This is a genomic window from Streptomyces sp. Root1310, assembly GCF_001426425.1.
GTDB lineage: Bacteria > Actinomycetota > Actinomycetes > Streptomycetales > Streptomycetaceae > Streptomyces.
The window spans coordinates 355,076-368,302 of record NZ_LMEQ01000023.1 but is presented as its reverse complement, the minus strand read 5'-3'; the positions used below and the strand labels follow the sequence as shown (position 1 = coordinate 368,302).

At 71.4% G+C, this 13,227-nt stretch carries 12 protein-coding genes; 11 read left to right on the top strand and 1 reads right to left on the bottom strand.

Going from position 1 to position 13,227, the window contains the following annotated elements; genetic code table 11:
* Positions 1 to 45 precede the first annotated feature (45 nt).
* The 10 genes from ASD48_RS25725 to ASD48_RS25680 all read left to right on the top strand — a co-directional run bounded on the left by ASD48_RS25725 (position 46) and on the right by ASD48_RS25680 (position 10,842).
* Positions 46 to 1,563 carry a sugar ABC transporter ATP-binding protein gene (locus ASD48_RS25725; RefSeq protein WP_057604078.1) on the top strand — a complete coding sequence of 506 codons (1,518 nt, stop codon included), beginning with the start codon at positions 46 to 48 and terminating at the stop codon, positions 1,561 to 1,563.
* A complete protein-coding gene (locus ASD48_RS25720; RefSeq protein WP_057604077.1) occupies positions 1,560 to 2,654 on the top strand; it encodes an ABC transporter permease in 1,095 nt (364 codons plus the stop codon). Before ASD48_RS25725 ends, ASD48_RS25720 begins: the two co-directional genes overlap by 4 nt.
* On the top strand, positions 2,647 to 3,639 hold the full coding sequence (locus ASD48_RS25715; protein ID WP_057604076.1) for an ABC transporter permease: 993 nt from the start codon (positions 2,647 to 2,649) through the stop codon (positions 3,637 to 3,639). Before ASD48_RS25720 ends, ASD48_RS25715 begins: the two co-directional genes overlap by 8 nt.
* Positions 3,640 to 3,673: 34 nt before the next feature.
* Positions 3,674 to 4,756 carry a rhamnose ABC transporter substrate-binding protein gene (gene rhaS, locus ASD48_RS25710; RefSeq protein ID WP_057604075.1) on the top strand — a complete coding sequence of 361 codons (1,083 nt, stop codon included), beginning with the start codon at positions 3,674 to 3,676 and terminating at the stop codon, positions 4,754 to 4,756.
* Positions 4,757 to 4,796: 40 nt separating this feature from the next.
* Entirely contained in the window at positions 4,797 to 5,117 is a 321-nt protein-coding gene (locus ASD48_RS25705; RefSeq protein ID WP_020127639.1) for an L-rhamnose mutarotase, read from the top strand.
* Positions 5,118 to 5,202: 85 nt separating this feature from the next.
* Positions 5,203 to 6,627: a BNR repeat-containing protein gene (locus ASD48_RS25700; protein ID WP_057604074.1), complete on the top strand. Its 1,425-nt coding sequence runs from the start codon at positions 5,203 to 5,205 to the stop codon at positions 6,625 to 6,627.
* Between the two features lie 102 nt (positions 6,628 to 6,729).
* Positions 6,730 to 7,770 (top strand): LacI family DNA-binding transcriptional regulator, encoded by a 1,041-nt coding sequence (locus ASD48_RS25695; RefSeq protein WP_057604073.1) that lies wholly within the window; start codon positions 6,730 to 6,732, stop codon positions 7,768 to 7,770.
* Between the two features lie 127 nt (positions 7,771 to 7,897).
* Positions 7,898 to 9,199 (top strand): alpha/beta fold hydrolase, encoded by a 1,302-nt coding sequence (locus tag ASD48_RS25690; RefSeq protein WP_057604072.1) that lies wholly within the window; start codon positions 7,898 to 7,900, stop codon positions 9,197 to 9,199.
* 28 nt (positions 9,200 to 9,227) lie between these two features.
* Positions 9,228 to 9,971, top strand: coding sequence for a PIG-L deacetylase family protein (locus ASD48_RS25685; RefSeq protein WP_057604071.1), 744 nt, complete (start codon positions 9,228 to 9,230; stop codon positions 9,969 to 9,971).
* Positions 9,972 to 10,011: 40 nt separating this feature from the next.
* Positions 10,012 to 10,842, top strand: a complete 831-nt coding sequence (locus ASD48_RS25680; RefSeq protein WP_057604070.1) for a pentapeptide repeat-containing protein — start codon at positions 10,012 to 10,014, stop codon at positions 10,840 to 10,842.
* Here ASD48_RS25680 and ASD48_RS25675 read toward each other — a convergent pair.
* On the bottom strand, positions 10,804 to 12,459 hold the full coding sequence (locus ASD48_RS25675; RefSeq protein WP_242432729.1) for a cytochrome P450: 1,656 nt from the start codon (positions 12,457 to 12,459) through the stop codon (positions 10,804 to 10,806). The two genes, ASD48_RS25680 and ASD48_RS25675, sit on opposite strands and share 39 nt — an antisense overlap.
* Before the next feature lie 107 nt (positions 12,460 to 12,566).
* Between ASD48_RS25675 and ASD48_RS25670 the strand changes: the two genes are divergently transcribed.
* Entirely contained in the window at positions 12,567 to 13,181 is a 615-nt protein-coding gene (locus ASD48_RS25670; protein ID WP_057604069.1) for a TetR/AcrR family transcriptional regulator, read from the top strand.
* The last annotated feature ends 46 nt before the right edge of the window (positions 13,182 to 13,227 follow it).

The window sequence follows — 13,227 nt, the reverse complement described above, 5'->3', positions numbered from 1 at the left end:
ACGACGCTGTGAGGGCCTGTCCCGGGCGTCGTCGAGGAGCCATCCATGACCCACCCGTCCGACGCGGGACCAGCCCCGGTGCTGGCGTTGAGGGACGTCGACAAGTCCTTCGGCGCCGTTCGCGCCCTGCGGGGCGTCTCCCTCGAACTGTTCCCCGGCGAGGTGCACGCCCTCGCCGGAGAGAACGGCGCGGGCAAGTCCACGCTCATCAAGACCCTCGCGGGAGTGCACCGACCCGACGCGGGTCGGGTGCTGCTCGATGGTGAGCCCGTCGTCTTCCACGGCCCCGGCGACGCCCGCGACGCCGGCATCGCCGTGATCTACCAGGAGCCCACGCTCTTCCCCGACCTCTCGATCGCCGAGAACATCTTCATGGGCCGCCAGCCCCGGCGCGCCCTCGGCCGCATCGACCACAAGGCCACCCGCACGGCCACCGCCGAGCTGATGCGGCGCCTCGGTGTCGAGCTCGACCCCGACCGCCCGGCGCGCGGCCTGTCCATCGCGGACCAGCAGATCGTCGAGATCGCCAAGGCGCTCTCCTTCGACGCCCGGGTCCTGATCATGGACGAGCCGACCGCCGCCCTCACCGGCAGCGAGGTCGCCCGGCTGTTCGGCGTCGTGCGCACCCTGCGCGAGCAGGGCGCGGCGGTGCTGTTCATCTCGCACCGGCTGGAGGAGATCTTCGAGATCTGCCGGCGGGTGACCACCCTGCGCGACGGAGCCTGGATCGCCAGCGAACCGCTCGCGGACATGACCGAGGACGACCTGGTCCGCCGGATGGTCGGCCGCGACCTCGACGAGCTCTACCCCAAGCAGGACGTGACGCCGGGCGAGGTCGCCCTGAGCGTGCGCCGGCTGACCCGCGAGGGCGTCTTCACCGACGTCTCCTTCGAGGTCCGGCGCGGCGAGATCGTCGGCCTCGCCGGACTCGTCGGCGCCGGCCGCACGGAGGTCGCCCGGGCGGTCTTCGGCATCGACCGCTGGGACGCAGGGGAGGTCGCCGTGGACGGCCGCGCGCTGACCAACGGCGCCCCCTCCACCGCGATGGCGGCAGGCCTCGCGCTGGTCCCCGAGGACCGCCGGGCCCAGGGCCTGGTGATGGACATGTCCATCGAGCGCAACATCGGCCTGACCGGCCTGCGCACGACCGTGAAGGCCGGCCTGATGGACCGCGGGGCCGAGCGCAGCCGCTCCCTCGACTGGGCGGTCAAACTCCAGGTGAAGTACGCCCGGATCGCCGACACCGTCAACACGCTGTCCGGCGGGAACCAGCAGAAGGTCGTCCTCGCCAAGTGGCTGGCCACCGGCCCCAAGGTGCTCATCGTCGACGAGCCGACCCGTGGCATCGACGTCGGGACCAAGGCCGAAGTGCACCGTCTGCTCAGCGAGTTGGCCGCCGACGGGGTCGCCATCCTGATGATCTCCTCCGACCTGCCCGAGATCCTCGGCATGGCCGACCGCGTGCTGGTGATGCACGAGGGCCGGCTCGCCGCCGAGATCCCCCGTACCGAAGCCACCGAGGAAACCGTGATGGCCGCAGCCACCGGGAGGGCAGCCGCATGACGGTGACCACCTCCCCCGAGGCCCCCGTCGCCGAGGTGCCGAAGTCCAGCGGCACCCGGCTGGTCGACCGCGTCTTCAAGATGCGCGAACTCGCCATCCTGGTCGTCTTCCTGGTGATGATCGCCGTCACCCAGGCCGGCAACAGCGAGTTCCTGTCCGAGCAGGGCATCAAGGACCTGCTGCTGAACGCGACCATCCTGGTGCTCGTCGCCACCGGCCAGTCCCTGGTCGTCATCACCCGCAACGTCGACCTGTCGGTCGGCTCCACCCTGGGCATCAGCGCCTTCGCCGCCGGTACGTATCTGCACGGCGGCGGCGACCCGGTGATCGCGATCGTGCTGGCGATCCTGCTCGGCGTCGGCTTCGGGCTGCTCAACGGCCTGCTGGTCAGCCTCGGTCAGGTGCCGGCCCTCGTCGTCACCCTCGGCACGCTGTACATCATCCGCGGCATCGACTCCATCTGGGTCGGCTCCCGCCAGATCACCGCCGCCGACCTGCCCGACTCCTTCGTGGACTTCGGCTCCGGCGGTCTGTCCGCGGTGCCGTGGCTGGCGCTCATCGCGCTCGCCGTCCTCATCGCCACCGCGTACTACCTCAAGCACTTCGGCAGCGGCCGCGAGCTGTACGCGCTCGGCTCCAACCCGGAGGCCGCCCGGCTCGCCGGCATCCCGGTCCGCAAGCGGATCCTCGCCGCGTACACCTTCTGCGGCGGCCTCGCCGGCCTCGCCGGGGCGATGTACCTGGCCCGGTTCGGCAACGTCGACTCCGGGACCGGCAACGGCTACGAACTCACCGTCGTCAGCGCGGTCGTGGTCGGCGGCGTCGTCTTCACCGGCGGCTCAGGCAGCGTCTACGGCGCGGCCCTCGGCGCGCTGCTGCTCACCTCCATCAACAGCGTCCTGCCCGCGCTCGGCGTCAGCTCGGTCTGGGTGCTCGCCATCAACGGCGTGCTGCTCCTGATGGCCATCGCGGTCGACCGGGTCGTCGCCCTGCGGGTGGCGTCCGCGCTGAAGAAGAAGTCGGCCGCGGCCAGGACCACCACCGCCCCCGTGAAGACCCCCGTCAAGAAGGGAGACGCCGGCCATGCCTGAGTCGCTCACCCGCGCCGTCCGCTGGGACACGGTCGTCGGCGCCCTCCTGATCGTCCTGCTGCTGTTCTCGTTCTCCTTCGTGGACGGCTTCGGCAACGCCCTCAACCTGTCGTTCCTGATCGGCAACACCCTGCCCATCGCGCTCATCGCGCTGCCGATGACCCTGCTGGTCGTCGCCGGCGAGATCGACCTGTCCGTCGCCTCCACCGCCGGGCTGTCCGGCGCGGTGATGGGCGCCCTGTGGAACCAGGGCCTGACGATCGAGGCGATCATCCCGATCTGCCTGCTGCTCGGTGTGGTGTGCGGGCTGGTCAACGGCCTGCTCGTGACCCGCCTCGGGCTCCCGTCGCTCGCCGTCACCATCGGCACCATGGCCGCCTACCGGGGCATCGCGCAGATCGTGCTCGGCTCCGACGCGGTGACCGACTTCCCCACCCAGTACCTGGACTTCGCGGCCGGCCGGCTCGGGGACACCTTCGTCCCGCAGGCCTTCCTGCCCTTCGTCGTCCTGCTCGCGATCGCCGTGGTCGTCCTGCACGCCACCCCGTTCGGCCGCTCGCTGTTCGCGATCGGCGCCAGCGAGGAGGCCGCCCGGTTCGCCGGCATCCGGGTCAGGCGGCACAAGCTGATCATGTTCACGGTGACCGGCCTGCTGGCCTCCCTCACCGGCATCTTCTGGGCCCTGCACTACGCCAGTGCCCGCTACGACAACGCCACCGGCCTCGAACTCTCCGTCATCGCGGCCGTCCTGCTCGGCGGCATCGACTTCGACGGCGGCAAGGGCACGCTCGGCGGCGCGATCGCGGGAGTCTTCCTGCTCGGCGCCGCACAGAACGTGATGAGCCTCCAGGACGTCTCCGCGCAGTCGCAGATCGTCGTCACCGGCGTCCTGCTCGTCGTCTCCGTGCTCGGCCCCCGGGTCGCACGGCAGATCTCCGTCGCACGGGCGGGCCGCAGAGCCACGGCCCCTGCTCCGACGGCTTAACCCCGCTTCGCTCACCTCGTAAAGGAACCCCGTGATGCGCAAGTCATCCCTCCGTCGTGCCTGTGCGGCCCTCGCCGCCGTCTCCTCCCTCGCGCTCGCCGCCACCGCCTGCGGCGGCACGACCAAGGAGGACGTGAAGAACGAGAGCACCGGCGCCGCCGCCTCGGCGGGCAAGGCCGACCCGAACGCGGCCACCAAGAAGGGCCTGACCGTCGGCTTCCTGCCCAAGCAGGTCAACAACCCCTACTTCACCAGCTCCGACAAGGGCGGCGAGGCGGCTCTGAAGGAGCTGGGCTCCAGCTACAAGGAGGTCGGTACCAACAGCGGCACCGACACCTCCGGCCAGGTCTCCTACGTCAACACGCTGACCCAGCAGCAGGTCGACGCGATAGCCGTGTCGGCCCAGGACCCGGGCGCCCTGTGCACCGCGCTCAAGCAGGCCATGAGCAACAAGATCAAGGTCGTCACCTACGACTCGGACACCAACCCCGAGTGCCGCAACGCCTTCGTCTCGCAGGCCTCCGCCGAGGACCTGGGCCGTACCGAGGTGCAGCTGCTCGCCGAACAGATCGGCTACAAGGGCGAGATCGCGATCCTGTCCGCCGCGCAGACGGCGACGAACCAGAACACCTGGATCGACTTCATGAAGGACGAGCTGAAGGACGCCAAGTACAAGGACATCAAGCTCGTCAAGGTCGCGTACGGCGACGACGACGCCCAGAAGTCCTTCCAGCAGACCCAGGGCCTGCTCCAGGAGTACCCGAACCTGAAGGGGATCATCTCCCCGACCACCGTCGGCATCAAGGCGGCCGCCCAGTACCTGTCGGGCTCCAAGTACAAGGGCAAGGTCAAGCTGACCGGCCTCGGCACCCCTAACGACATGCGGACCTACGTCAAGAACGGCACCGTCGACGCCTTCGAGCTGTGGGACCCCTCGAAGCTCGGCGCGCTGGCCGCCCGCACGGCCGTGGCGCTGGTCTCGGGCCAGATCACCGGCGCGGAGGGGGAGACCTTCAAGGCCGGCGACGCCACGTACACCATCGGCAAGGACGGCGTGATCAGCCTCGGCAAGCCGACCGTGTTCGACGCCAAGAACATCGACCAGTTCAACTTCTAGTCGCCCGAAACCTCAACCCCCCACGGAGGAGCGGTACCTCATGCAGCGCGTCTGTTTCCTGCTCAAGGTCCGACAGGACCGGCTCGCCGAGTACCGCGAACGCCATGCCGCCGTGTGGCCGGAGATGCTCGAAGCTCTCTCGGCCACCGGCTGGCACAACTACTCCCTGTTCCTGAGAGACGACGGCCTGCTCGTCGGCTATCTGGAGACCGAGGACTTCGCCGCCGCCCAGGCCGGCATGGAGGCCGCCGACGTCAACGCCCGCTGGCAGGCGGAGATGGCCCCGTTCTTCGAGTCGCTCGACGGGGCCCGGCCCGACGAGGCGATGAAGCCTCTGACCGAAGTGTTCCACCTCGCCTGACACCCCCGTCCCCTCCCCGCTGTTTCCGGCTGTCCCTCGCTGTCCCCTCTGCTTCCCGCTCTCGCAGACGATGGAGTCCCCCGAGATGAGACGACGCACCCTGCTGGCCGGCGCTCTCCTCAGTGCCGCGGCGTCCCCCGTCCTCGCCGCCGGCACCGCCCGCGCCGCCGACCCCGGCCCCTCGGTCACCAAGAAGGCCACCACCCAACTCGACGCCACGGCCGTGTTCTTCGTGTCCTACGACGGCCTGGTCAACAACAACTCGTTCCAGAAGAACGGCCTGCTGACCTACAAGGGCTACCAGTACGCCGCCTGGTACACCTCGACCAAGAACGCGGTCGTCGCCCGTCGCGTCCTCGGCGGCACCACCTGGTCCACCGTCACCCTCGCGCACCAGCTCAAGGCCAGCGACTCGCACAACGTCATCTCCATGGGCGTCTCGAAGGCCGACGGCCGTCTGCACCTCAACATGGACTCCCACAGCGACGGCTTCTTCTACGTGAAGTCGAACGCCGGACTCCTGGACAACCCGGCGGCCACCTCCTGGACGCCCTCCGTCTTCGGCGCCGTCCAGACCACCCTGGACGGCCTCGCGCTCACCACCCAGTTCACCTACCCGCAGTTCATCGCCACCCCCGAGGGCAGGCTCCAGCTCAGCTACCGGGTCGGCATCTCCGGCAACGGCCGCAACGCCCTGGCGGAGTACGACGGTTCGACCTGGACGAACCTCGGAGAGTGGTCCAGCTCCACCGGCACCTACACCAGCGAGCACGGCTCCTCGACCGTCCGCAACATGTACCTGCACGGCATGGACTACGACGTCAACGGCCGACTGCACTCCTTCTTCACCTGGCGCGAGCAGAACGGCGCCGTGATGTGCTCCAGCGGCGGCATCACCAACCACGACACCGGCTACGTCTACTCCACCGACCGCGGCCGCACCTGGCTGAACAACGCGGGCACCGTCGTCGGCACCACCGGCGGCTCCGACAAGGTCGCCGTCACGGACGCCGGACTCGTCGTGGACGCGCTCAACCCGGACCACTCCCTGATGAACCAGGAGAGCCAGGCCACCGCCTCCACCGGCCTTCCGCACGCGATCATCAGCTATGTCCCCGGCCGCTTCGGCCAGTGCACCACCGACTACGTCAGCGACCGCACCGCCAACGGCCGCGCGTTCCATCTGCGCAAGAACTCCTCCGGGAGCTGGCAGAAGACGGAGATACCCGTCGTCCTCGGCTCCAGCCAGCGCACCAAGCTGGTCCTGGACAAGTACGACAACGCGTACGCGATCTTCCCCTTCGGCCGGATCGCCGGTGCCTCCAAGGCCTCCGGCTACACGGACTGGACCGTGCTCTTCGACGGCAGCGGCCTCAACGCCTTCGGCGAGGTCGTGATCGACGAACTGCGTGTGAAGGCCGACAACGTGCTGTCGTTCATGTACCAGGAGAAGTCGAGCGGGACGACCCCCTCGGCGCTCCACGTCGTGGACTTCGCACTGCCCGCATGACCCTGATCCGACCCGAATCCGTACTCGGACAGGGGTGCGGCGGAGTGACGGTAATGTGAAGGCCGTCCCGCCGTATCCCGTTCACCTGGAGGTCCCCGCCTGATGGCCCAGCCGGTGGGAATCAAGGACGTCGCCCGTGCCGCCGGAGTCTCCGTCGGCACGGTGTCGAACGTCATCAACCGCCCGGACACCGTCGCCACCGAGACCCGGGCGCGCGTGCTGTCGGCCATAGACCGGCTCGGCTACGTGCGCAGCGAGTCCGCCCGCCAGCTGCGCGCGGGACGCAGCCGGATCATGGGGCTGCTGGTGCTCGACATGGGCAACCCCTTCTTCGTGGACGTCGCCCGCGGCGCCGAGCGGGCCGCCCGCGACGCCGGGCTCGGCGTGATGGTCTGCAACAGCGCCGAGAGCGCCGGCGAGGAGGCCGAGTACCTGTCGCTCTTCGCCGAGCAGCGGGTGCGGGGCGTGCTGCTCACCCCGGCCGACGCGACCGGCCGCAACATCGCCTCCTTCCGCCGGCACGGCATCCCCTTCGTCCTCGTGGACCGCGTCTCCGAGGGCACCACCGAGTGCTCGGTCTCGGTGGACGACGTGGCGGGCGGCGCGCTCGCCGTACGGCATCTGGTCGACGCCGGTCACCGCTCGATCGCCTATGTCAGCGGTCCGCCCGGTTTCACCCAGGTCCGCGACCGCCGTACCGGAGCCCTGAACGCGCTCGCCGAGGCGGGCCTCGGCCCGGAATGCCTGCGCGAGCTGCCCACCGAACGGCTCGACGTGGCCGCCGGGCGGGACGCGGGCGCCCGCCTGCTGGGCCTCGGCGACCGCCGCCCGACCGCCGTCTTCTGCGCCAACGACCTGCTCGCCCTCGGCGTGCTCCAGGCGATGTACTCGGCGGGGGTGAAGGTGCCGGAGGACCTGGCCATCGTCGGCTACGACGACATCGAGTTCGCGGCCGCCGCGGCCGTCCCCCTCACCTCGGTCCGGCAGCCCGCCGTCACCATGGGCGCGCTGGCGGCCGAGATGCTGCTGGAGGAGACGGAGGAAGGAGGGACGGCAGGAGCGGGCGCCGGCCGGCACGAACACCGGCGGGTGGTGCTCCAGCCGGAGCTGGTGGTGCGCAGGTCCAGCCTCTCGGCGCGCTGAGCGGCGGTTCAGTAGGCGTGCTGAGTGCCCGTTCAGTAGCCGGTCATGATCCCCCGGGCTCCTGCACCGCCCGGACATGTGCTGAACTGGGACGCGGCCCTTACACCGATCGTCCCGGGAGCCTCCCTTGTCCGTCAGCTATCGCCAGCCCGGCGTGGTCCTCACCGACCGTCGCTTCACCGTCCCCCTCGACCACGCCGACCCGGACGGGGAGACGATCGGGCTCTACGCCCGCGAGGTCGTGGCGAGCGAGAAGGCGGACCAGGACCTGCCGTGGCTGCTCTACCTGCAGGGCGGCCCCGGCTTCGGTGCCAACCGGTTCGTCGGCCGACCGGCCTGGCTCGGGCGCGCACTGAAGGAGTACCGCGTCCTCCTCCTCGACCAGCGGGGCACCGGCCACTCCACCCCGGCCAACCGCCAGACCCTCCCGCTGCGCGGCGGCCCGGCCGAACAGGCCGACTACCTGGCGCACTTCCGCGGCGACTCCATCGTCCGCGACTGCGAGCTGATCCGCCGCGAGGTCACCGGCGGCGCCCCCTGGACCGTGCTCGGCCAGAGCTTCGGCGGCTTCTGCACGGTCACCTACCTCTCCCTCGCGCCCGAGGGCCTTGCCGCCGCCCTGATCACCGGCGGTCTGCCCGCCCTCGACGCGCACGCCGACGACGTGTACCGCGCCGCCTACCCGCGCATGGAGCGCAAGGTCGCCGCGCACTACGCCCGCTACCCCCAGGACGTCGAGCGCGTCCGCCGGATCGCCGACCACCTCCTGCATCACGAGGTGACCCTCCCGAACGGCTACCGCCTCACCGTCGAGGCCTTCCAGACGCTCGGCATCCTCCTCGGCGGCGGCGAGGGAAGCCACCGCCTGCACCATCTCCTCGAAGAGGCCTTCGTCCCCACCCCGGACGGCCCGGCGCTGTCCGACGCCTTCCAGGAGGAGATGCAGAGCCAGCTCTCCTACGCCGGACACCCTCTCTACGCCCTGATCCACGAGGCGATCTACGGCCAGGACAGCCGCCCCACCGCCTGGGCCGCCGACCGGGTGCGCGCCGAGTTCCCGCAGTTCGACGCGGCGAAGACGCTCACCGGCGACGGACCGCTGCTGCTCACCGGCGAGACGGTCCACCCCTGGATGTTCGACGTCGACCCCGCGCTGCGCCCGCTGCGCGAGACCGCCGAGCTCCTCGCCGCCCGCACCGACTGGCCGCCGCTGTACGACCCCGCGCGCCTCGCCGCCAACGAGGTCCCGGTGGCCGCGGCGATCTACCACGACGACCTGTACGTCGACACCGCCCACTCCCTGCGCACCGCCCGCACCATCCGCGGCCTGCGCACCTGGGTCACCGACGAGTTCGAACACGACGGTGTCCGGGCCGGCGGCCCCCGGGTCCTGGACCGGCTGCTCGCCCTCGCCCGTGACGAGGCGTGACCGGTTCGTCACCGGTTAGTCTGCGGGCATGACCGAGCCGACGATCACCCAGCTCCAGCCCATGCCCGAGGACTGGCGGCGCGCCCTGGCCGTGGTGGCGCACCCGGACGACCTCGAGTACGGGTGCTCCGCGGCCGTCGCCGCCTGGACCGACGGCGGCCGCGAGATCGCCTATGTGCTGGCGACGCGGGGCGAGGCGGGCATCGACACCCTCGCGCCCGCCGAGTGCGGTCCGCTGCGCGAGCGGGAGCAGCGGGCCAGCGCCGCCGTGGTGGGTGTGTCGACGGTGGAGTTCCTGGACCACCGGGACGGCGTCGTCGAGTACGGTCCCGCCCTGCGCCGCGACATCGCCGCCGCGATCCGCCGGCACCGCCCCGAACTGGTGATCACCCTCAACCACCGCGACACCTGGGGCGGGGTCGCCTGGAACACCCCCGACCATGTGGCGGTCGGCCGTGCCACCCTGGACGCGGCCGGGGACGCGGGGAACCGCTGGATCTTCCCGGAACTTCTCGAACAGGGCCTGGAGCCCTGGAACGGCGTGCGCTGGGTCGCGGTGGCCGGCTCCGCGACGCCCACCCACGCCGTGGACGCGTCGGCGGGACTGGAGCGGGCCGTCCGCTCACTGCTCGAACACCGCGCCTATATCGAGGCGCTGACCGACGAGGAACCGGATGACTATGTACGGGGCTTCCTGACCGGGGTGGCGCATTCGGTGGGCGAACGGTTCGGCGGCCGCCCGGCGGTGGCGTTCGAGCTGTTCAACCGGTAGCCGGGCAGGCCGGCCCGGGTCGCATGCGTAGGCTGACAGCATGCAAGAAAAGACGGCGGACCGGACCGGACTGCGCGGCGACTGCGAGAACTGTTTCGGCCTGTGCTGCGTGGCCCTGCCCTTCGCCCGCTCCGCGGACTTCGCGATCGACAAGCCGGCGGGCCGGGACTGCCCCAACCTCGGCGAGGACCATCGCTGCGGGATCCACGCGCGGCTGCGGCAGAGCGGCTTCACCGGCTGCACGGTCTACGACTGCTTCGGTGCCGGGCAGAAGGTCTCGCAGCTCACCTTCGGCGGGCGAAACCGGCGTACGGCCCCACCCGAGGAGGCCCGCCGGATGTCCGAGGTGTTCCCGGTCGTCCGGCAGCTCCACGAACTCCTGTGGTATCTCACCGAGGCGCTCGGCCTCCCCGCCGCCCGCCCGATCCACGGCGACCTGCGCCGGACCCTGGCGAGGACCGAGGAACTCACCCGGCTGTCCCCGGACGAGCTGCTCGCCCTGGACGTCCCGGCGCACCGTCAGGACGTCAACGTGCTGCTGCTGAAGACCAGTGAACTGGCCCGGGCGGGTGTCCCCGGGCGCAAGAAGGAGCGCCGGGGCGCCGACCTGATGGGCGCCCGTCTGCGGGGCGCGGACCTGCGGGGCGCGAACCTGCGCGGCGCCTGTCTGATCGCCGCCGACCTCACCGGCGCGGATCTGCGCGGAGCGGATCTGATCGGTGCGGATCTGCGCGACACCGGCCTCGCCGACGCCGACCTGACCGGCGCCTTCTTCCTGACCCAGCCGCAGCTGAACGCGGCCCGGGGGAGCGCGGGCACCAGGCTGCCGGAGTCAGTCACCCGTCCCGCGCACTGGACAGCGGGGCGCTGAGGGCGCCGTCTCCGCGCGCTCCTCGCCGACCGTCCCGCCGGACGGATTCGGATTCGGGGTCGGAGTGGGGATCGGGGTGGGAGTGGGGATCGGAGTCGGTGAGGGCGACGGCGCCGTCGTCGGTGTGCGCCGGTCCAGGTGCATCCGCAGCCCCTCCGGCATCAGCGTCAGCCGTTCCGTGACCCGCAGCCGGTACGCCGGGTCGGGCCGCAGCTCGTAGCGGCGCAGCAGCAGCCCGAGCACCAGCGTGGCCTCGTGCAGCGCGAACTGCCGTCCGATGCAGGCCCGCGCCCCGGTGCCGAACGGCTTGAAGGTGTGCGGGGCACGCGCGCGTACGGCCGCCGCGTCGAAGCGGTCCGGGTCGAACCGGTCGGCGTCCGGCCCCCATGCCTCGGGGTCCCGGTGCAGCATGGCCGTCAGGATCAGCGCCCAACCGCCCCGCCGCACAGGGTGCTCCCCGCCCAGCACGGTGTCCGCCCGGGCCTCGCGCGCGAACGCCGGCGCCGTCGGCCACAGCCGCAGCGCCTCGTCGAGGACCCGGCGGACGTATCGCAGCTTCGCGACCTGCTCGTATCCCGGCACGGCCGCGTCCCCCCACACCCGGTCCACCTCGGCGCGGGCGCGGGCGGCGATCTCGGGGTGGCGGGACAGGTAGTGCAGGGCGAAGGAGAGCGCGCCCGAGGTGGTCTCGTGACCGGCCACCAGGAAGGTGACCACCTGACGGCGCACGTTCTGCGCCGACAGCCGTTCACCCGTCTGCGGGTGCGCGGTGTCCAGCATCCGGTCGAGCAGGTCGCCGTCCCCGCCGCCGCCGTCGCGGCGCGCCCGCACCAGCTCGTCGACCGTGCGGTTCAGATAGGCGATGTCGGCCTCGTTGCGGCGCGTGGCCCGGCGCAGCAGGGCGGGGGAGGGCACGGTGTTGAGGCGCTGCGCGTAGGTGAGGGTGCCGACCATCGCGGTCACGAAGGGGTGCGGCCGGGTGCGCTCGAAGGAGGCGAAGTCGTGTCCGAAGCCGGTGCGGGCGATCGTCTCCAGGGTCAGTTTCGTCATGTCACCGGGTACGTCCACCGCCCGGCCCGCGGCCAGCTCGCGGTCCCAGTGGCCGGTGAGCCGCTCCGCCACGTCCAGCATCATCGGGTGGTAGGCCGCCATCGCCTCCCGGCTGAACCCCGGGGCCAGGACGTCGTGGGCCAGCTGCCAGTTGGGTTCGTGGTTGTACGCCGTGAACAGGGCGTCCCCGACGACGGGCCGCAGATTGGCGATGCCCAGCCCCACATGCTTGGCGAACCGTGTCTCGTCGGCCATGTCGGCGGCCAGTCGGGCGCCCCACACGAACACGAATTCCCGGCCGAACGCCTTGCGGCGGAAGATCGGGCCCAGCTGCCCGGCGTACCGCAGGGAGTCCTGCAGGGGCGTGCGCCGGCTCGCGCCCAGTACGTCGCCGAGCAGGGGGAGCCGGCGCGGCGGGTGCGGTATGCGCTCCAGCTCGGGCCAGCCGAGCTCCGCGCTGCGGAACCCCTTCGGCAGGACGTCCTCCGGCGCGGGCCCCGTCGTCCCCGTCGTGGCCGGTCCGTCCGTCGTCCCCGTCGTCCCCGTCGTCCCCGTCGTCTCCGCCATGACGCGATCTCCCTTGATGCAGCGGCAGGTTGAGCATGTTGTACGTGGGTTCAACAGCGGACTCAGTCTGCTGCCGCTGTTGAACCGGCGTCAAGTAAAGTGCGGGGATGGCCGCGAACCAGGGGGAGCGCACCCGGCGCCGACTCAGCACCGAGGAGCGCAGGGAGCAGCTCCTGTCGGTCGGTGCACGGCTGTTCTCGGAGAGCCCGTACGACGACGTGTGGATCGAACAGGTCGCCGAGATCGCCGGGGTCTCCCGGGGGCTGCTGTACCACTACTTCCCCACCAAGCGGGACTTCTTCGCGGCGGTGGTGGAGCGCGAGAGCCGGCGGATGCTGCGCATGACGGCGGCGGTTCCCGGTGTCCCGGTGCGCGAACAGCTGGCGTCCGGCCTCGACGCCTACCTGGCGTACGTGGCGGCCCACGCCCACGGCTACCGGGCCTTCCACCGCGCCGACGCCTCCGGTGACCAGGCCGTGCGCCGGGTCTACCGGCGGGCGCTCGCGGCCCAGGAGCGGCAGATCCTGGCGGCGCTCGGCGCCGACCCGGAGTTCGGCCCGGCCTTCGAGGAGCGCCCCGACGTACGGCTGGCGGTGCGCGGCTGGCTGGCGTTCACGACGGCGGTCTGCCTGGAGTGGCTGCGGGGGTCGGACCTGTCACGGGAACAGGTGGGCGAGCTGTGCGCGCGGGCGCTGCTGGGGGTCATCGCGGGCCCGGCGTGATCGTCGACGGGCGGGTCCGCGCCCGCGTCGCCGAGGCCGGGCGGCC